At 40.5% G+C, this 20,980-nt stretch carries 15 protein-coding genes; 1 reads left to right on the top strand and 14 read right to left on the bottom strand.

The genetic code is table 11. From position 1 onward, the window contains the following. Positions 1-799: 799 nt before the first annotated feature. From ygiD to A33Q_RS21050, 3 genes are all read right to left on the bottom strand, one after another. Positions 800-1,624: a 4,5-DOPA-extradiol-dioxygenase gene (gene ygiD / locus A33Q_RS21060; protein WP_040490824.1), complete on the bottom strand. Its 825-nt coding sequence runs from the start codon at positions 1,622-1,624 to the stop codon at positions 800-802. 91 nt (positions 1,625-1,715) lie between these two features. Then, positions 1,716-2,636 carry a DsbA family protein gene (locus A33Q_RS21055; RefSeq protein ID WP_009035445.1) on the bottom strand — a complete coding sequence of 307 codons (921 nt, stop codon included), beginning with the start codon at positions 2,634-2,636 and terminating at the stop codon, positions 1,716-1,718. A gap of 123 nt (positions 2,637-2,759) precedes the next feature. Then, positions 2,760-3,344, bottom strand: a complete 585-nt coding sequence (locus A33Q_RS21050; protein WP_009035444.1) for a Crp/Fnr family transcriptional regulator — start codon at positions 3,342-3,344, stop codon at positions 2,760-2,762. Between the two features lie 357 nt (positions 3,345-3,701). Here A33Q_RS21050 and A33Q_RS21045 point away from each other — a divergent pair, with 357 nt between their 5' ends. Further along, positions 3,702-4,094, top strand: coding sequence for a GreA/GreB family elongation factor (locus tag A33Q_RS21045; RefSeq protein WP_009035443.1), 393 nt, complete (start codon positions 3,702-3,704; stop codon positions 4,092-4,094). 60 nt (positions 4,095-4,154) lie between these two features. On the opposite strand, the gene A33Q_RS21040 is transcribed toward A33Q_RS21045, so the two are convergent. The 11 genes from A33Q_RS21040 to A33Q_RS20990 form a co-directional block, all read right to left on the bottom strand. Next, positions 4,155-6,167 carry a family 20 glycosylhydrolase gene (locus A33Q_RS21040; RefSeq protein ID WP_016255692.1) on the bottom strand — a complete coding sequence of 671 codons (2,013 nt, stop codon included), beginning with the start codon at positions 6,165-6,167 and terminating at the stop codon, positions 4,155-4,157. A gap of 33 nt (positions 6,168-6,200) precedes the next feature. Continuing rightward, complete coding sequence (locus A33Q_RS21035) at positions 6,201-7,754, bottom strand: sulfatase family protein (protein WP_016255691.1); 1,554 nt, start codon at positions 7,752-7,754, stop codon at positions 6,201-6,203. Position 7,755: 1 nt separating this feature from the next. Then, positions 7,756-9,285 carry an alpha-L-fucosidase gene (locus A33Q_RS21030; protein WP_009035334.1) on the bottom strand — a complete coding sequence of 510 codons (1,530 nt, stop codon included), beginning with the start codon at positions 9,283-9,285 and terminating at the stop codon, positions 7,756-7,758. A 22-nt stretch (positions 9,286-9,307) separates the two neighbouring features. Further along, positions 9,308-10,717: an arylsulfatase gene (locus A33Q_RS21025; RefSeq protein WP_009035335.1), complete on the bottom strand. Its 1,410-nt coding sequence runs from the start codon at positions 10,715-10,717 to the stop codon at positions 9,308-9,310. 175 nt (positions 10,718-10,892) lie between these two features. Continuing rightward, positions 10,893-11,714, bottom strand: coding sequence for a glycoside hydrolase family 16 protein (locus tag A33Q_RS21020; RefSeq protein ID WP_009035336.1), 822 nt, complete (start codon positions 11,712-11,714; stop codon positions 10,893-10,895). A gap of 393 nt (positions 11,715-12,107) precedes the next feature. After that, a complete protein-coding gene (locus tag A33Q_RS21010; RefSeq protein ID WP_009035338.1) occupies positions 12,108-14,105 on the bottom strand; it encodes a RagB/SusD family nutrient uptake outer membrane protein in 1,998 nt (665 codons plus the stop codon). Positions 14,106-14,116: 11 nt separating this feature from the next. Then, the gene (locus A33Q_RS21005; RefSeq protein WP_009035339.1) at positions 14,117-17,305 is read right to left on the bottom strand and encodes a SusC/RagA family TonB-linked outer membrane protein; all 3,189 of its coding nucleotides are present in this window, start codon (positions 17,303-17,305) and stop codon (positions 14,117-14,119) included. 566 nt (positions 17,306-17,871) lie between these two features. Next, positions 17,872-18,066, bottom strand: a complete 195-nt coding sequence (locus tag A33Q_RS22030) for an SGNH/GDSL hydrolase family protein (RefSeq protein ID WP_152527445.1) — start codon at positions 18,064-18,066, stop codon at positions 17,872-17,874. 156 nt (positions 18,067-18,222) lie between these two features. After that, complete coding sequence (locus A33Q_RS21000) at positions 18,223-19,377, bottom strand: n-acyl-d-glucosamine 2-epimerase (protein WP_009035341.1); 1,155 nt, start codon at positions 19,375-19,377, stop codon at positions 18,223-18,225. 61 nt (positions 19,378-19,438) lie between these two features. Beyond that, complete coding sequence (locus tag A33Q_RS20995; RefSeq protein WP_009035342.1) at positions 19,439-19,783, bottom strand: cytidylyltransferase domain-containing protein; 345 nt, start codon at positions 19,781-19,783, stop codon at positions 19,439-19,441. 48 nt (positions 19,784-19,831) lie between these two features. Continuing rightward, positions 19,832-20,980, bottom strand: coding sequence for a 6-bladed beta-propeller (locus A33Q_RS20990; protein WP_009035343.1), 1,149 nt, complete (start codon positions 20,978-20,980; stop codon positions 19,832-19,834).

Below are 20,980 nucleotides of genomic sequence, written 5' to 3'. Positions count from 1 at the left end.
GGTGCCTCGTACATTTGATATTAATTCATTTATAGGTGGTATTAGATTGATCACAAACATGACGTTTTCTACACCATATCAAAGCAAAATCATCTTTCCGGATTTTCTAGGCATCCATGGGTATGCCTAGAATAACTATTTAACCTTAATCGCTAATTTTCTTGCTTATCCATTTATAGCAAACCCATAGAATAAGGTTAAGCTCCTTTATTTCTTAGGACTATTTAACACTAAACTATCGTTCGATTGATTTAATAATAATGTTATGTCTAAATTCGGAAAAAGCTTAAAAGAACCTACCAAAGATTTAAAAGAAAAAAAACGAGAAAAAATTTTAAAAAAGATGGAGGAGAAAATGAATAAGGAAAGAAAAAAAAGATAATATAATTGAAGGGTCAGGCATAAAGTACTGACTATTTGTATATTAAAAAATCGCAGGTTTCCATAGCTACGTCTTGGAACCCTAACAATAAAGGCTATGCCTCTACCTGGTCTCAGACCACATTAAATAAGCCCTCTCTTTATTTGAAGGAGAGGGCTTTTGTTTTTTCCACTCAATGCAGGATTTTGGATAGCGTTTAAGACACAATTTTCAACCTGATAAAAACTGATGTGTACCTAAAGATGCCCTTAAATTTGAAATTCAATGTAAGTTATGTAAGGAGCCTGAATTGTCCGGTAATTCTGACTTCGGTCTACCTCTCGCTTCAAATAGGAAATTGAATTAATGACAAGATTGCGTATTAACATAAAAAATCATGACGATAAATACACTAAGTCATCCTTACTTCATCACCAATCACCCAATCTTAACCGATGTCATGGTCAAGGAACCTGCCACAGCTTGGTCGTTGAATAGAGATAACTCCTCCCCTTTATCCTGCAAGCCTAAGGTGTAAAGCAACGGTAGATAATGTTCCGGTGTGGGGATGGCTAAATCAAAAGCTTTGCCCTGTGAACGGAAATTGATCAAGGAACGGTGATCTCCATTCTGAATAAAGCTTTTCATTGCATCATTGGCTTCTAAGGCCCAATCAAACCCATAGTTTTCATTCATCTTGCCCCATGCCAACATCCTGAGGTTGTGTACCATATTTCCACTCCCAATGATCAGTACTCCTTTTTCCCTAAGGGACTTCAACTCCGCTGCAAGTTCATAGTGGTATTGAGGAGTTTGGTAATGATCCAAGCTCATCTGTACCACTGGAATATCCGCATTTGGATACAAATGCTTGATTACAGACCAGGCGCCATGGTCAAGACCCCATTTATCATCCAGTTCTACCTTGGCTTTTGTGATTAATCCCTGTGTTTCCTTAGCAAGATCAGGGCTGCCAGGTGCATGATATTGAACATCAAAAAGCGCTTGAGGGAAACCGCCAAAATCATGGATGGTGGGCGGATGCTGCATGGCTGTAACCAAGGTTCCCCGTGTTTCCCAGTGGGCAGAAATGCACAAGATGGCATTTGGCTTCGGGATTTCTTTAGCAATATTCCTGAATCCGGCCACAAATTCATTTTCCTCAATGGCATTCATAGGACTCCCATGCCCAAGGAATAATACAGGCATTTTTTGGGTCTTGCCCAGAGGGGCTATCATCATGTTGAGTTCTTTCAGTTTCATGGTTGATATGGCTAAAGGTCCCGCAATCATTAGCGGGACCAAGGTTTTAAGAAATTTTTTCCGACCCATTAATATTATTCCTCAGCGCTCTTTAATCCATCTTTCTTCTCCACAGACACCCGTTTTTAGTAGTTTCTTTTACCAACTTTCCTTGGGTAGTCAGGACATCCAATACTTCCTCTGCTTCCGCCCTGCCATTTCCGGATAGCTCCGAGAATTCTTTTGCGGTTAGAGTTGGGTATTTACCAAACAATGCCTCCCAATTTCTCCTGTACTCAGATTTCTTTGCTTCAGGAGCCAATTTGAGCACAGCTATTTCATAAAAGGCATAAGCTCTGGTGCCATACACAAATTCAGTGTTTCCCTGCCCATCGGAGAAATAAAGCGAGGGAAAACCCCTTACGCCCAACTTCCTTCCAAGCATCAAATCCTCTTCAAACAAAGCTTTCGCTTTGCCTTCAAAATCAATCTTGAACTTTCTTAAATCCAAGCCAACCTTTTCAGCCGCAACTTCAAGGATTTCCCATTTCGCAATATTCTTTTTGTGTAAAAAGACCATTTCTCTAATTTCTCTAAGAAAAGCAATTGCAAGGTTCTCATTCTGCATTTGGGCAGCTTTGAAGGCAATGGATGGCGGGTAAGAGGAATTCAATGGATCTTCCAACCATACATCCCCATCAATGGGCATGTCATAATGCAAACTTACCTCGTCCCAATGATGGGCCACATCAGAAGCCTTACTAATTCCTCCACTACTGTAGCTCCAATCGGGCAACAAGCCACCCATTCTGTATTCGATAGCTATGTAGCTACCGTATTCCAGTTTTAGTTTCCTGAGTTGGGGCTCAATCCCCCAGCAGGACGAACAGATTGGGTCTGTATAATAGATTACCTTAATAGGTTTGCTAAGGGAATTCACCTTTTTACTCGTCACGCCTTTTGCTGTGGAATCAGGAGTTTCACACAAACCTGTCTCTAGATCGCATAATAAGGGATTACTCTGTTCTATCATCTTGATTAATTTTATTTGAGCATTTGCTAAACTTTAGCTACAAAATTAGCCCATGCCAAAGCCCTTTTCATTGATTTAAATCAAGAAAAGCCATTGACCATAATCAAGAAAAGAATCTATAGATTATTTATGTTTGGTCAATTTCTTCCTCACTCGACTGAGGGTTTCGGGTGTAAGGCCCAAATAGGAAGCAATCATGTGTTGGGGCACCCTTTGAACGATTTCCGGGTATTTTTCTACAAAGTCCATGTACCGCTGCTCAACAGGTAGACTTAAGCTAAAAGAATGACGTCGCTGAAGAGCGATATAGGCCCCTGTGATAAGTAGACGGAAATAGGTTTCATATTTGGGCTGTATGTTGAGCAACTCATCATGGGCAGCCTTACTCATAAGTACCAATTCACTGTCTTCAAGGGTGTCAATATGGTAAGTGGCAGGTTCCTCGCTAAGAAAACTCAACAGATCTCCGACTGTCCAACCTTCAATGGCAAACTGTATGATGTGCTCATTCCCATTTTCAATAGAATACTTTCTCAAGGAGCCCTTATTCACAAAAGCATAACTTTTGCAAACCTCTCCTTCCTGGAGAAAGGATTGTTTTTTCCTGATTTTATTGAGTGTAAGATATGATTGAATCTGCTCTTGTTCCTCGTTTGTGAGTGGAACCTTCTCATTGAATTGTTGAAAATAGAAATCGTATAAAGCCATTGAGCATAAATTTAGCAAATAGCCAAGATATTAAATACACCTTGTTTTTCTTTATAAACTATCCGGATTATCTGACAAAAATCGTATCTTGCACTATGCAATTTCCTCTTAACATAAAGCCCAACTGCAACTTTTTCTTTCAGGGGAATTCTATGCAATTTTTGAAATCCGCACACAGCAAGGCCTTTGTAACTAAGCCCCTGCTATCTCTTTAAAACAGTGCTTTAGCAGGGGAACCCTTCCCTTTCACTTCTAGGGTAAATTCTATCAATTTCCGACTGATATAGCCAAGCACCTCTCAGGTCTGCTGTATTTGTTCGGCTATCTATATTTCACAAAAATCAAACGTAATCAATTATGGTACCTATCATTAAAAAATCAGACGAAAAAGCGCTTTCCGAACTTATGGAAAGTATCCCTTCAAGCGGAAGAACCAAAGAACTGGGAATTTTACAATCGGAACTCAGAAGAGCCAAAATAGTGGCTGACAATAAAATTTCCGAGAAAGTCATACAGCTTGGTTCCAGCTTTGAAATTATCGACATCGCAAGTGGGAGAAGACTACAGTTTACGCTTACCTTTCCCAAAAATGCCAATTTAGCAGAGCAGAGGCTTTCTATCCTTTCACCATTAGGAGTAGCCCTGATAGGATTTCAGGAAGGAAAGGTAATAGAGTGGAACCTACCTGCCGGAACCCGGAAATTCAAAATTGAAAAAGTATCCCAATCCGAAAGTATCCTGTCAGCATAAAAAAATCTCCTTNCNCTTTATGTAGGGGAAGGATTTTTTGTTGGCGGAATGCCCACACAATTATTTAGATTCAATTTTTGAGTTATCCCATCTCAAGCCCCCCGCCTCTTTACCATCCTCACCTAGAATCACTAATTTCCACATCCACTTGACCAAGCGTAATTCCTCGGTTTGGAATTGGCCTACTGGCAATTTCAGCAAGATGGTATTCCAGCCTTTTTTCAATACTACCCTTTGTGCTGGTCTACTCTGCCAGTTTTCATTTTGAAGAGGGATTTCATTGGTTTTTTCTGTATGGCTATTTTCCCAAATTGGTGCCGGGATCGGTTCACCATTGATCCAAACTTTGCTGCCTTTCCAATCCCATGCGCCTTGAGGGGGCGGAAGATCTTTTTCTGATCGGCTATAATCCTGAAAGACAATCGCAACATTGACTGCTCTTTCCTCTGGAGAATATACTTTCCCTATTACAAAAGCTGTATGATTGGGCTGGGGATTACTGATTGCAGCAGGAACAAGGGTACCCCAAACATGCCTCAAGTATGTTCCTGCCCCTTTTACGTGAATTGTTTTCGCAAGCATCTCAGTTGGTACCTGACCTTTTTTAAGATCATCTTCAAAGTCAAATTCCAAGTCCAAATTTCCTTGGTTAGCCAATGGTGGTAAGACCAGCCACTCCATATCCCTTTGTTTATAGTAGGGGAAATCAAAGTTTTCAAATTGATGATCTCTTTGCCACAATAGTCTATCCTCAAAGTCTGCGAAACTCTCCCAAGCAGGTGTGCCCGGTTCAGGTAATAAAACACCTGTTTCATCAAAATAGCCTTCACCTCCACCTTGCCAAAGTCTTTCGGCAAAAGTCAGCATGGCCGGATAAAAGTTATTTTCTCTGATGATCTGCTTCCAGTCATTCAGTTTTCGGTCATTCCAAACGGCCAAAATCGAACCTGCAACTGTTTCCGAACCAATATCATAGCCCGCCACATTACTTCTGAATAAGCTTACTAAATCGGCGAAAGCATCAAAATGATTGATATAATGAAATCTGCTGTCGACAAAAGGAATTCCTTCGGGGGCTTTTCCACGGTATGACCAGAGTTGAAGCAGATCTATTTCCCCAGCTTTGTAATCCCAGCCAGGGTTCCAGGATACAACCTTAAAACCCATAGCTCTTACAAAAGCCACCATTTCAGGGACAAAGTCCGGGTCTGTAAATCTCACTTCATCAGTACCAATATGGAAATATGGGAGGCCTGCAAACAAATCCCCAGCCTCTGTCAGTAGTGCTTTCAGAATCTCCTTACCCTCTTTGGATTGCATATCATAGCCGAAAGCCCTTTGGAAAGCCGCGCTGTGCCCAGGCATATCGATTTCCGGAATGACAGTGACATGGTGTCTTTTGGCAAAATCGATCAGTTTTCTGACATCCTCTTGGGTATAATATTCTCCCGGAAATCTTTCAAAATTTTCATCGGCAGTCAATTCAGGAAAAAGCCTGGATTCCAATCGCCAGGCAAGGTCTTCTGTAAAATGCCAATGAAAAACATTGATCTTATAGGAGGAAAGGATTTCAATCTGCTTCATCAATTCTTCCACAGGGATAAAACTCCTGCCCACATCATGCATAAATCCCCTTATACGGAAAGCAGGACGGTCAAGTATCCTGGACTCAGGGAATACCAGGTTACCTTCTTTTTCATCTGCCAATTGAAGCAGGGTCTGAAGGGCATAAAAAGCCCCTTGTTGTTTTACTGCTTGAATGGCAATCTGTTCAGCAGTCACTTCTAAAAGATACGATTCCTCTTTGTTGACATCAATGCCGTTAAGTTTCTCCACCCACTGGACGCTGACCTGAACATCTTCAAAATTATAAGACCCATCTCGCGGCACCGAAATCCATTCAGTCAACTTACTTTTAAAATCCTCTTTGTCCCCTTTGATTACCAATTTAGCATTTCCGAATGATGCTTGATATGGTTTAGGCAGGAGTTTTTCTGATTGACCAAACACCGTAAAGTGAGATATCAAAAGCAAAATCAGAAATGCCCATATCGAAGATCTTATGCTATCCATTTTTTTATTATTCGATTTTAGAACCTATTCATTTTACTTTTTTCTCAAATTGAGATCTCCATTAAGAGGATGTTCCGCGATAGTTTTTGCTTCTTCATCTCTATATTTTTCAATCACCTTCATCAATTTGGAATACATTTCCCTATGGACCTCTGCATATTCTTCATTTCCAAGCAGATTATTCAGCTCTTGTGGGTCATTTCCTAGATCATACAATTCCCACTCTTCTACCCGCTTGTAAAAGCGGATAAGTTTATAGCGATCAGTCCGGACACCAAAATGCGGGGACACGGCATGTTCGCCATTTTCATAATAATGGTAATAGACGGCTTCTCTTCCTTCTGCTTTTGGGTCAGTCAGTACCGGCAAAAATGACTTTCCATCCATATCCTTTGGGATCTCCAGACCAGCAGCCTGCAACATGGTAGGACCAATATCCAGATTCATGACAAAATCCTCAGAAACAGTCCCCGGGGCAATAACCCTGGGATAACGCATCATCATGGGTGTTCTAAAAGACTCCTCATACATAAAGCGCTTGTCAAACCAACCATGTTCGCCTAAGTAAAAGCCCTGGTCAGACAAGTAAATGACGATGGTGTTTTCACTCAATGCGTGATTATCCAAATAATCCAATAAACGACCGATATTCCGGTCCATGGAAGCAGCTGTAGCTAAATAGTCCCTCATGTAGCGCTGAAATTTCCACTCTGTCAAAGCATCACCTTCCAGTCCTGCTTCATTGAGTGCTTTCTGAATGGGCTTATAATACCCATCAAATCTTTCTCTTTGGTCAGCTGTCATTCTGGTGACATTACCATCTTTGGTATCTTCAGGATACATTTTGAGGTCATAGGCCATTTGCATGGAATGCGCAATACTCATATCCTGGACACGGGCTGCTTCCCGGTTTTGGTAATCGTCATAAAAATTGTCAGGAAGGGGAAACTCCACCTCGTCAAACATATCCAGATCATCCAAATCCGGCATCCATGTCCGGTGTGTGGCCTTATGCCCCAAAATCAGAAGGAAAGGTTGATCCTGGTCACGTGAATCCAACCAACTTTCTGCTGCATCTTCTATCAGATTACTGACATACCCTTCTTTCCTGACCCTAGAACCATCCATCTGTATAAAATCCGGGTTGTAATAATGTCCCTGTCCGGGCAAAATCTCCCAATAATCAAATCCTTTAGGGTCTTCCCCCAAATGATATTTCCCAATCCAAGCAGTCTGATATCCGGCTTTTTGCAAATGATTGACAAACTGATCCTGCGAAGAGTCATAGGAGGAGTTCTCATTGTCACGGTAGCCGTTTTTATGGCTGTATTTACCTGTCAATAAAGCAGCCCTACTCGGTCCACAAATGGAATTGTTGACATAGGCCTTGTTGAACAATACTCCTTCATTTGCAATCCTGTCAATATTCGGAGTTTGGGTCAGTTTGCTTCCATACGCCGAGATAGCCTGCTGGGTATGGTCATCAGAAATAATGATGATGATATTGGGCTTAGCAATTTCCTGCCTTTCATTTTGACAGGAAATCAGTCCAAAAACCATTAGTAATAAAATCCATGAATATCTCATATCAATTTTCATCATAATAAAGCCCAATCTCTGAAAGCTGTGGATTGAGCCTTGACGACAAAATCCGAAGCCTCACTTTTTTTGCTTCTACCTCAGGAAATTTTAGAAGCCGCTTGTAACCTATAGTTGTCCCATTTACAATTTCATTCCAATTCCCATCCTGCTCCACTTCCAATACAAACTCTTCTACACGCTGCCCTCTTTGAATATATTCCTGTAAGTTCAGCACATTGAAAAGCTTTGGTTCTGTAAACTCCAAAACCAATTCAGCAATAGAACTTTTGTCTTTTGGCGTCCAAAATGTTTGCTGTGCTCCATCAATCAAATTAGAGGCATCAGTTCCATCACTGGAATGTATTTTTCCTGACTTAGCGATATTTTCGGAAAAGGTTTTGTCTATCTGAGATTTCCATTGAACAAGATTCAGAGAGTCTGTGGAATGGATTCTACCTGATTTGTCCGGGGGGATGTTGAGGAGCAAAACACCGTTTTTACCGACAGAGTGAAAATATATATCCAAAAGTTTTTCTACACTCTTGACCTGATTGTTTTGGCTTTCATGAAAAAACCATCCTGGACGAATAGAAACATCTGTTTCTGCGGGATACCAGACCAAGCCTTTTGCTTCCAGAAGGCTTTCTCTCCCTCCCAATACTTCGTCGCTTTTATCCCAGGTTGGTTTGATGTTCACATCTTTCTGAGAACTTTCTGCAATTTGATCCTGACTGAGATTATTCACAGGAACTACACTCCACTCCGTTTCTTTACCATATCCTGTCTCTGTTCCAACCCATCTCACATCAGGTCCCATAATGGCGATAACTGCTTCTGGCTGCAATTCTCTGATCAATGAATACCATCGGTCGAAATCATACTCCTGCTTTTTACCATTTGGGCCTTCACCGTTGGCCCCATCAAACCACACTTCGTCAACTTTTCCATATTGGGTCAGCAATTCAGTAAGCTGGGCAACAAAAAAGTCATTGTACTCCTCTGTACCATACATTGGAGCGTTCATATCCCATGGAGAAAGATATACCCCAAATCCCATATCATGCTTTTCACAGGCCTCAGCTACTTCTTTCACCACATCGCCTTTTCCTTCCTTCCATGGACTGCTTTCCACAGAATGTGTAGTAGTAGCCGTTGGCCAAAGGCAAAAACCATCATGATGCTTGGCGGTGAGGATCACCTGTCTGATACCTCCCTGTTTGGCGGTCAGTACCCACTGCTCCACATCCAAATCCGTTGGATTAAATAATGCTGGATCTTCCTTTCCATCGCCCCATTCCTTTCCAGTATATGTATTGATCCCAAAATGGAAAAACCCGGTAAGTTCAAGTTCCTGCCATCTTAATTGTCTTGGAGTAGGTACTACATGCGCAGCCTTTTGTATGATAAGCTCTTCTGAATCATCAGGATGGATGGGATGAAAATTTGCAAACTCTAAACTCCCGTTTTCTTTCTCTGAACATGAAAAGCTCAAGAGAATAAGTAAAAAGGAAGCAATCTTTTTCTGAGATAATAACATAATAATAGGTCTTAATTAATTGTTAGTTAAATTCAAAATAGGGGTTTGGTGTACGGATTTGATCCAGGATTTTATTCATTCTTTTTACTTTTCCGGGATGTTTGGAAGAAAGATCATCCACTTCACCAGGATCATCAGTCACTTTGTACAAATAAGTTTTGGGCCCCTCAGTTTTGTTGATGTCTAACCGGACCAACTTCCAATCTCCTTGAAGTAAAGCTTGTTTGCCACCTTCTTCATGAAACTCCCAATAGAGATAGGAATGGTTTTCCTTTTGTTTTTGTCCTAGAAGGGTAGGTAAAAATGAAATACCGTCTGTATCATCCCTATCTACTTCTATTCCGGCAAGATGTGAAAGTGTGGGAAAAAGGTCCCAGAATGCTCCTCTGAAATCACTGGTTGATCCTTCTTTTATTTTTCCTGGCCAGTTCACCATCAAGGGGACTTTGATACCTCCATCAAATAAATCTCTTTTGACACCTCTGAAGTGGGCACTGCTTTTGAAATAATCTACATCCTCCATTCTTCTGCCACCTTCTACATGTGTTCCATTATCAGAGGTAAATATTACCAAAGTATTTTCTGCAATCCCTATTTTTTCAAGCGCACTCATCACCCTACCTACATAATCATCTATGCTACTTACCAATGCCGCATAAGCTGCTTTGGGGTAAGGCTGGGCACCATAATGCAATCCTTCTGGATGAGCTTTTTCAGAAGGGAAAATACTTTTCCCTGATTCATCCAAAAAGGGCTGGAAATACCTTTCAGGCACAAGCAATTCTGCATGGGGAACTGTGAGGGACAGGTAAAGAAAAAAGGGTTGTTCATCAGTTTGAGTCTCTATAAATTCAATGGAATTTTCTACAAAAAGATCATTGGCATATTTTCCTTTTGGTACAGGCATCCGGCTTATTTCGCCTTCTATAATACAGTCTAAGGAATCCGGCTTTTGATAATGCGCTGAAACATGATGCAGGTGACCGACAAAATGATCCCAGCCTACCTTTTCAGGACTGCTATGTGTATTGGCGAGTCCCAGTCCCCATTTTCCAAACATGGCATTGGTGTATCCAGCTTCTTTTAGCCTTTCGGGTAAAATTTTCCTGCCAGATTCAAGAGGGTATTCTCCGTTTCCCCTGACCAAAGTATGACCTGTATGTTGACCGGTCATCAAGCTTGCCCTAGAGGGTGCACATACAGTACTGCCTGCATAAAAGTCGTTGAACTTCATCCCCGTTGAGGCCATTTTATCCAAATTCGGGGTAGGAATTATTGTTTGTCCATAAGGGCCAATGTCACCTATCCCAAGATCATCAGCGATGATGAAAACGATGTTGGGCTTTTCTGAAAAATGCTGGGCATATAAACCAGCGAAAGGTCCAAAGATCATTACCAACATAACCCCTAAGCATTTCATAGCCTTTTCCATTTATAATTTTATTTATGAGAAGCCTTAAATACTCTCAATTTGATGTTTTGATATTCGAACTATTTTATTCCTTGCCCCGAAAACTGATTTATCAAAATGGATTCACCTTGAGTCAAAATCAGCTTAATATATTCCCAAAGCTTAAAAGCATTGTGTCGGGATTTCATGATCTATGCTACCTGCTTTCATTCTGGTATACTTTAACCCAGTCCACCTGCATTTCAACAGGCAAATCTTCATCGTGTATCTCCCCTACCCAATTGCCTCCCAGCGCTTGATTCAATATCAGGTAAAAAGGCTGATCAAAAGGCCATTGGTCCTTTCCTTCAGACTCCACTCTAGGATAGGTAAAGGTTTTTTTACCATTGAGGAAAAATTCAAGCCGGTCAGGGTACCATTCAAGACCGAAAATATTGAATTCACCAATTAGAAACTTTTCTGTATGGTAATAAGGGGGGTTATCTTTCTCATCTTTTTGGTCCACATGCGTGCTATGTATGGTCTGATAGAAAATGGAATCGTAATTAAGGTGTTCCATGATATCAATTTCACCGCTTGCCGGCCATCCTCCATATACAGCGTCCCTTGGCATCATCCAAATGGCAGGCCAAGACCCCTTTCCTTCGGAAAGCATTGCTTTTACCTCTACTTTCCCATATTGAAAAGAAAAGTGCTTCTTGGTATGCAAGCAGCCTGTTTGATATTTGACCGAATCCCCAGCTTGGGTGTTTAATCCGGAACGTAAAATAAGCCTACCATCCTGAACAAATGCAGTTTCCTTACTGTCAGTACAATAACAGGCCCAATCAGGAGTGCTCCTTCCTGAAAATGACCACTTTTCTTTGTCAGGCTGTCCTTCTTTTTCAAACTGATCTTCCCATATCAATTTCCAATCTGTAAGGTCTGCATGCTGAGCTTGGACTCTGAAAACCAGAAGCAAGAGCAACATCAGTCCTGCTCCCTGGTGCTTATATTTTAAGTGGAGTGAAAGTTTCATTTCATATTTAAAATTTAATAACGACATATTCCAAGCGTAAAAGATCAACAACCTGACTCTTAACGGTTTGACCACTGAACAAATCAGAGAATTGAATAAAAAGATATGAGAGCTAAGCCTGCGGTAAAAGCAGGAAGGATATTAGCCTTTTTAAGAATTTTATATAGGATATAAATGATTAGAACAACCAAAATTATAGCGGCTAATTGCCAAAATATCAGACCTTGACCTAGTGAAATTTTATATGATAAACTATTCATAATCATTATTTTCTTGTAGCTGTTTTGTTCCTGTCGGTACAAAAACTTTTATTAAATATTGGAAAGCATAATTAGAAAGAAGTCGTCACCAAATAATGACGACCTCTTTGATTAAATAACCCTATTTTTCAATCTACTCTGTAGCCCCGGAGTTGGCTACCAATGGCCATCCCGGATTTTGGTAAATGACAGATGAAGCAGGGTCACCGGAAGGTGATGTGATGATCAAATGCTGTATGGCAATCGGTTCCAGATAATGCGCCGTTGCCCATCTGTATCCTTCTCTGGCCAAGTTGGTAGGCCCAAGTATTATTCTGTAAGGCCTCAGGTATTTACTTTCCGATGGGCTTGAGACATTTGGCGTACCTGAAGCTCCTGATTCAGCCGGCACGAGTATACTTTGTCCTGTATCTTCATTTTTATACCACTCCTGCATTGGACCCCATAGCTTAAAGCCTTCAACGATGTAGGGGTCATTTTTCAGCTGATCCATCGACCTCCACCTTTTAAGATCGAAATACCTCAAACCCTCCGACATCAACTCATTTCTTCTTTCTCGTCGGATGTTGTAGAGCACGGCATCATTGAGCATAGATCCTGCAGAGTATGCACCAAAATCACCTTTTGCCTCTTTGGCCATCTCAGTATTTCCAATTGTGATATTGAAATCAGGATTTACACCAGCTCTGGTCCTAATAGCAGACCAATATGCTGCGGCCTTTCCATCAATAGATCCGTATTTGAGATAGGAAGCTTCTATATAATTCAAGTAAGATTCCACTGCTCTAAAAACAATTGATCCTATGGTACCGGCTTCTCCTTCTATTTGGGAAGAATTATAGTTAAATCCTTTTTTGATACCATATCCAGTCACATACCTGGTCTCCTGGTTACCGGCAATCTCCGGAATGGCAATTTCGATAGGAGAACCATCAGAACTGGTCTGATCAGTAAATCTCAACTCGCCAACATCTTTCATGAAAATCTGCAGCCTGTTATCTCTGTCCTGTTTTACGTCAGCAATAAAATCATCACCTGCATAGCCTGATCCTGAAGCATAAATGGGAAGTCCATTGGCCATTAAAAAGCTTTCCACCATTCCTCGGGTGTACCCTGTATTTCCACCATTTTGATTGAGGTAATGGTTAACATTATGCCTCACTCCCAAAGTTTGGTCATAGGCACGCCAAAGCAAAACTTCACTGTACTTTTCCATGTCAAAATCAGCAAACATGGCATGGTAAGGGTTTTGGGAAGAATCATAACCATCATCCATTGAATTGACTGTAAGAGGCACATTGTCGGCCACCTGCTCAGCTGCTTCCATGGCTTGTGTAAGAAAGAAATCAATTTCCTGATCTATATTGATGCTGAATCCTTCAACTTTTCCCTGACCGGGCCATCCAGCCCCTCCCGGAACCAATGCAGTTCCCTGATGGTACTTGAGCCAGGTAGCTTCGAAGAGTGCTACCCTCGACTTAAAATTGAGAGCAGCCAATTGGTTGATCCTGTTTTTACCTCCGGGAGGAGAAACGCTCAAAAGACTGATCGCTGAATCCAAATCAGAAAGGATAAATCTGGCAACCTCATTGCGAGGCCTTCTTTTGGATGCATTTTTCAAAGTCTCCATATCATCCGGAAGAGTCGTTTTGACGATTGGAAAATCCCCGAACGCTTCAAGCTTATTGAAGTACTCATAAGCTCTTAGAAAGTAAGCTTCCCCAACATAGTGGTTCACATTGGTAGAGTTACCGGTAATCCTACCGGCTTTCCATCGAGGAATTACGGTTTCCAGGAAATAGTTTGCTTCCCTGATGGCTCCAAAATTCCAACTCCCACCTGTTTGAGGCACCCTTAATTCTCCGGGGATCCACCTGTTATGAGCATTGGTGGTAGCTTGATTGTCTGTATGGTTGTCATTACCAAATGTTCCCACATTCCAGCCCCCATGTGTAGGGAAATTATATCTACCTATGGTAAAGGCAGCCAAATCAGCTTCAGAGTGAAGGTAAGCTTCAGGGGTTACCACAGAAAGTGGCTCCCGATCCAGGTAATCATTACAGGAAGTAAGGGTTAAAAAACCCAAGCTTACCCATAGAATGAAAGTATCTTTAAATGTATATGACTTCATGATTAAATACTTTAGAAATTAATGTTGAGACCTGCAGAATATACTGTGGCAAAAGGATAGGTCTTACCACTGTTCCAACCGGCCAAGCCAACTGACTCAGGATCAAAAATCCTAGATAGCCTGGTGAACGTAAGGAGGTTTTCTCCGGACAGGTACACTCTGGCGTTGGCTACCCTTGCTTTGTCAGACATCCATTTTGGAATGGTATACCCAACCTGCACGTTTTTAAGCCTCATGTATGCCGCATTTTGAAGGAATCTTGTTTGGGTCCAGTTGTTCTTCCCATTGTCAAATACTGGTCTTGGGAAATAAGAGTCAAGATTGACATCTGCTACACCTGCCTGTACCATTGGAGAATTCTCATCTCTAAAAAAGTCCATGTGTTCTACAAAGCCTGCTGCTTGCCACATGTTCTGTCCTCCTGCACCCCAGAAATAAGGTCCATTTGGCATGTAGTCTCTTTTACCTACACCTTGCAGGAACACACGGAAATCAAATTGCTTGTATTGTCCTGTAAAGTCCAAAGAGAACCTATACCTAGGTGTGGAGTTTCCTATGATCCTTCTATCTCCCGGGTCATCCAATGTATTGGCTCCAGTGTTGATTGCCCCATCTCCATTGAGGTCACGGTACATGACATCCCCTGCCTGCCAGTTCGGCCCAATCTGGTTTTGATTGGTTGTTTCCAAATGACGATCCATTTCGGCTTGGTTTCTTGCAATACCTACGGTTTCAAAACCCCAGATTTCGCCTCCCATTCTTCCGCTATACCATTGATCCAAGTTTCCTGTTTCATTTGGATATCTGGTCACCATCATCTGATCATCGGACAATACACCTCTGATGCTGTAATTGAAATTCCCGATATTGTCTCTCCAAGAGGCTTCCAACTCAAAACCCCAGGCTTTCAGATCCGCATTGTTTACTACAGGAACTCCAGTACCCAAAATCACCGGAAGCTCTTGAGCGGGTCCCACCATATCCAAAGTCAATCTTTGGAAATAGTCAAAATTGACCACTAATCTATTTCGGAACATGCCAAGATCAAGTCCAACATTGTAGCTTCGTACTCTTTCCCAAGTCATAAACTGACTGATGAGACCAGGAGCAGAAGCTGTATTAGGCCTGATTCCATTGACCATCCAAGCACCAGAATTCACTGCGAAAGGTTGTGTTAGGTAGAATGGATACCAACTACTGGTATTCTGATTTCCAAGTTCACCATAAGACCCTCTCAGTTTCAACATTTGTATTTTGTCCTCAATGGTCCAAAAACCTTCTCTGGCAAGGTTATAACCTAAGGAGAAAGAATTGAACAGGTTCCATCTCAAATCCTGGATAAACCTGGATGTACCATCATATCTTGAGTTGAATTCCACAAGGTATTTTTCCTTGTAGTTGTAATTGAGCCTGCCAAAAAATCCTGCTGTTGCCCAGTGATTATATTGACCGGCATTTTGGAAATTATCAGTAGCTGTATTAATGGAAATGACAGAAGGAGAAATCAACCCTACCCTGCTTGCACTGATATTTCTATACTTATTGACTTCTGAGTTAAACCCTACCATTGCCTTGAAGCTGTGGCCATCTCCAAGGTTAAAACTGTAATCAGAGTAAATATTGGATGTGAAGAAATCTTCTTTCTGGTTAAACTCACTAACTGCCGTATGTCCTGCAGCATTCCAGAAAACCGGAAGAGGGAAAGGTTCACCTTCTACATCATAAGCAAAAGAAGGAAGCACATTGCTGTTGTTATTGGTATTGATTACCCTGTAGTTGGCACTGGCTACGATATTCCAACCTGGAAGGGGCGTATAAGTCAACTGGCCTTGCATATAGTTGAAATCTCTTAGGTTTTCTACCCTACCCCCTTCTCTAAGCTGATTGATTTCAGATGGGTCTGAGAAAAAGCCATTTGGGTCCCTGACAGGAACATTAGGCCACCTTCTGGCTATGTTGTGATAAAATAAATCGTTGAGGTGTGTAGCTTTGGAAAAAGCTTCTCTGACAAGCCTGTTGTTGTACATGAAGCTAAGCTTATCTGTCAATTTGAAGTCGACTTTAGCAGCCAAGGAATAACGTTGGAAGTTATCCCCACCATGACGGGTAAGTCCTCCCTGATCCAAAAAATTCCCGGATACAAAATATCTGGCATTTTCATTACCTCCATTAACACTCACATTGTGCTCCTGGCTAAAAGACAGATCACGGTATTGTTCTCTAAACCAATCCGTATTGGCATTGGATTGTTGGTAATACTGCCATCTGGCACCATTGGCATCCGGAATCGTAGAGGCTGTAATTTCACCATTTTGGAATTGTACAATTCGGTTCAATACATCATCTTCAAATATTGGAGCTCTTCCGGCATGATATGCCGCTTCGTTATAATAGCGTGCAAAAGTATGCGAATCCATCATATTCGGTAAACCTCTAGGCTGACTGACCCTGAAGTTGTTGTTATAGTTCACCTTCGCTTTTCCTTCCTTACCGCTCTTAGTAGTAATCAAAATAACGCCGAATGCTGCTCTTGATCCATATACAGACGCCGCTGCTGCATCTTTCAATACGGTGACGTTTTCAATATCCTGGGGATTCAGGGCATTAAGATCTCCATCCATTCCGTCAATAAGTACCAAAGGAGATGAATTGGACCCTTGGCCAATGGATCCTGTACCTCTGATATTGAAGCTGAGATTCTGGTTAAGTTCACCGCCAAGTCCTGAGGTTTGTAGGTTCAAACCTGGAATCAGCCCTTGTAACATTTGACCAACATTCTGAACAGGACGTTCTGCAAGAATATCTCCACTGATGGTACTGACTGCACCAGTAAGGTTGGCTTTCTTTTGTTCACCGAATCCTACGATCACAACTTCTCCCAAAGTACTCATGTCTTCCTCAAGTACGATGTCGAAACTGGTACGTGATCCTACCGCGGCCTCTTGACTTTTAAATCCAATGTAACTAAACACAAGAGTTGCACTTTCACTTACTCCCTGAAGTGAAAAAGCACCTTCTATATCTGTTACTACTCCCTTGGTGGTACCTTTGACCACCACACTTACGCCAATTAATGGCTCACCATTCGCTTCGGTAACTGTCCCCCTGACAGTCCGTTCTGCTTGTGCCCATACCGGACTCTCCAAAAAGAGTAGCGGAACGAGCATCAGCAACATCCATTTTGTAAAACTTTTTACCATTTCTTTAGGTTTTTGTTAAGACTAAATGCTAGTGACTAGCTCTCCTAAATTGGACCTAAAAAGTTTTACAAAAAATTTATAAAAGTTTTTATTATAAAATTATTTTTTTGTATTAGAGAAATTAATTTTTCATTTATACTCTAAACTTATTCGAATTTTCATATTATAAATATTCTAATATTAGTGTTTTTTTATTTATTTAATTGTTTATAATTAATTTTATTTCTTAAGTATTTAATCATATTTAAATTTTTTACAAATCTTTTCTTACTTTTATAAATGATACTATATTTGCATTAACCTGTTATTTTTAAACATCTGAAAAAAATTAAATATTTACCATTTTTATTTATATTATTATATACCGTCAGACACTGGAATCACTCAAAAAAACAATTTATTTTCACACTATAAAATGACTATAAAAGAATTTTATTTCATTTAACAGCATTAAAACAATACGAAAAAGTAAAAATATCATTTATCCTTTTTATACAAATTTTATACTAAAATACCTCAGTTTAATATTTTTTTGAATGCAAAAATAATATGAATTCAAACTATCCTCAACGTGATAGATCGTCAATATTGTTTAAGATTTTATTTTGGTATGCTTTGGCATATTTAAGCATACCCCCATCAGTAGGGTGAGTTCCATCAACAAAATCAAACTGATCCAATCCGATAGCTTGCGAAGATAAATGATGGATCAGCAACATGGTGAAAAAGAAAAGCATTAGCCTTGTAATTGAAGTTATCATGATTGGAATTAATGGACGAAAGCACTTACTTGATTTTACAGCAACAATTTGAATACTGGAACTAATATCCACGAATATCGAATATCAATAAGTATCTGAATCTATAAACTTCATTTCTAATTGATACTAGTCGAGATGCGGAATCCATAGTAAAGTTTATTCATTTTCTAATGCCTTCCACACCTGATACATCCCTCTTGGCACATGAAAACATCCTTTCCACTTCCCGCCTTTGAGCGGAAGCAGGACCTCTCCTCTTCTATTGAGATAACCATACCACTCCCCAAATTCAGGATCTGCAAAATGCTTCCAGCTGTATTGGTGAACTTTTTCAAACCAATCCATACAGGCAGCGTCTCCTGTCATCTGATAGGCTTTGGCTAATGCAACAAGGGTTTCCAAATGCACCCACCAGAGTTTCTGATCCCATTCCAACTGTTGCGGTGGATGGCCTTTTCTGTCGAGGAAATAAAATATCCCTCCAAATTCCTTGTCCCATCCGTAATCCAATAAATTCAGGGTAACGTCCTTAGCCAAAGTAGCTAAAGCTTTGTCATCACGCCTCTTGGCAATATCCATCATAAACCACATGGCTTCAATCCCATGTCCGGGATTGATCAGCCTGCCTTCAAAACTGTCACTCAAACTGCCATCTTCCAGTAAGTTTTCATAGACCATCAGGCTTTCTTTGTCCAAAAACACCTCCATTACTTCCCTGACACAGGCATTTATGGTTTCTTCCACCAAGATTTTATCCAGCAGGGGCTCGAGTTCCAGACAAAGATTGCTCAATATCATCGGAAGGCTAAAGCCTTTCAAAGGACGGTAATCGGGAATGATTTTGGAATACTTACCCTTAGGGTTATGCTGCCTTTCGAGGATATTGTTGAATGTGCTTACGGCCAAATCCAAACTTTCCTGATCTCCTGAAGCCTGACCATACTGACTGAATGCCATGGCCGCAAAGCAATCCGAGAAAATATTGTAAGGCTGTACCAGAGGGTTCCCTTTTCTATCCAGGGAAAAATAGAAATTTCCCTCCGCATCCATCCCATGCTTTTTCAGAAAATCTATTCCCAATCGGGACGTTTCCAACCAGGCAGGATTCTTTTCCACTTTGTTGTACAACATAGCAAATGTCCAGGCCTGTCTGCCTTGCAGCCACACAAACTTATCCATATCGAAGACTTCCCCATCCCTATCCAAACAGGTAAAGTACCCTCCATATTCCCTGTCCAGCGAATGCTTTTCCCAAAAAGGTACCACGTCATTCAAAAGGGCATCTCTGTATATTCTTGCGTATTGGTTCATAATTATATCAAATCAGTTTTATTATTCTATTACCATTAATTGAAACTAGAGAATCATTATCTTATGCACGCAAATGTCCTTCGGGAACGATCCTCCCAAAAAAATCCAGCATCCTTTCGCTTGCCCGACCGTCCAATAATCCATAGCGGGGCTTCAGGTTTTCCTGTCTTTGCTTCAAACCCTGAAAATATTTATTCGCGTAGGACATTTGGTACAATTCTGCAATCTTCAAATCATCCGTAGAGACGTACGTGCTGTCTCCCAGTCCGCACTTTCTGGCAAATTCAATGCTGTAATAGATTAAAGGTTTACCGTTAAAGAGTTTGATGTTTTTGTCTTTGCACCCTTCCGAACCGCCCCTCGCCGGGATAAAAGCTATAATTTTGTCTTTGAGGATTAAATTCATGCTATAATTATATTTCAAGGTCAGGTTTGAATTTGCAACAAAATTCACCTAGAAATCCTTTAGTGTGTACTGCACTACTACAAAACCCGTTTCCGGGTCAAGGCTATTTACAAATTTTGAAAATCTAGAATTTTCATTGGAGCTGTCATTCGTCAGTCTCTTCAGTTCCTCGTATTGATGGATAGTGTAAAGATTATTGGAATTGTCAATAAAAAGGGGACGAAGGTAATTGGTTCCTGAGTCAATGTCATTTACGAAAGAATCCCCGGACAAGACCTTTCCATTTCCTTTGTTTAAGATAAAAAAATAGAAAATATTGTCTTTTATATATCTATCAATCAAAAAATGGTCTGATATCAATAAAGTTGGGTAATGAAATGCGTAATCCTTCATGAATTCCTCATTGTCCAAAATGGATTGAATACTTCCTTTTGAATCAAATTTGACATATTCATAAGGCAAATTCTTATTGTCAAAATTTAAATAATATCTAGTTACCTGATTGCTTTTACCTATTTTATATAAAGTGTCCAAAAAAATTTGGGTGGCAAATATTTCATTGTTGAATTTATAAAAGTTGCTTCTCTCCATAAATGAACCCGCCAATTCATTTGTTTCATGTGTTACAATTGAGCTAAACTTGTTTGATTTGGAATTCCACAAAGCAAAAGAGGATTTGTTTTCATTGGTGGACTCTTGGGGATTTTTGTTGTATATCAAATAATCATCTCCCGAATAATGAATGAAGCTTCCGAATGTAAAAGGCACTTTCACTGATTCAATGTATTTCCCATCTGTGGAATAGCGTAAGATGTTTTTCTGCGTCAGTATTTCTATGGCTTCCATTTCTTCATTATAGTCTACCGCCATCATCAACTGGTACTCACCTGGCCCTTCGCCATACTTGCTAATTGTGGAAACCAATTTGAATTCCTTGTCCAAAACGAAGATTTTCTGTGACATATCATAATCCGCAAAGATATAATGGTCTTCAGTGACAAGTACTTTATCAAAAAATCCTGCAGCTATCTCCTTGGGCATTACGTGGTAATCAATTTTATTGACAAAATCAGAGAGTTTTGGTGTTTGGCTCTTTGGGACATTTATGGTTTCAAACTCTGGTTTACACTGATGATTACTTTCTTGGGAGCAACCAAAAACAAGAAATAAGAAAATGATGATATGGTTTATTCTCAT

Source organism: Indibacter alkaliphilus LW1, from assembly GCF_000295935.2.
Taxonomy (GTDB): Bacteria; Bacteroidota; Bacteroidia; order Cytophagales; family Cyclobacteriaceae; genus Indibacter; species Indibacter alkaliphilus.
Note: the sequence above shows the minus strand (reverse complement) of the source record. Positions and strands in the feature narration are given on the sequence as shown.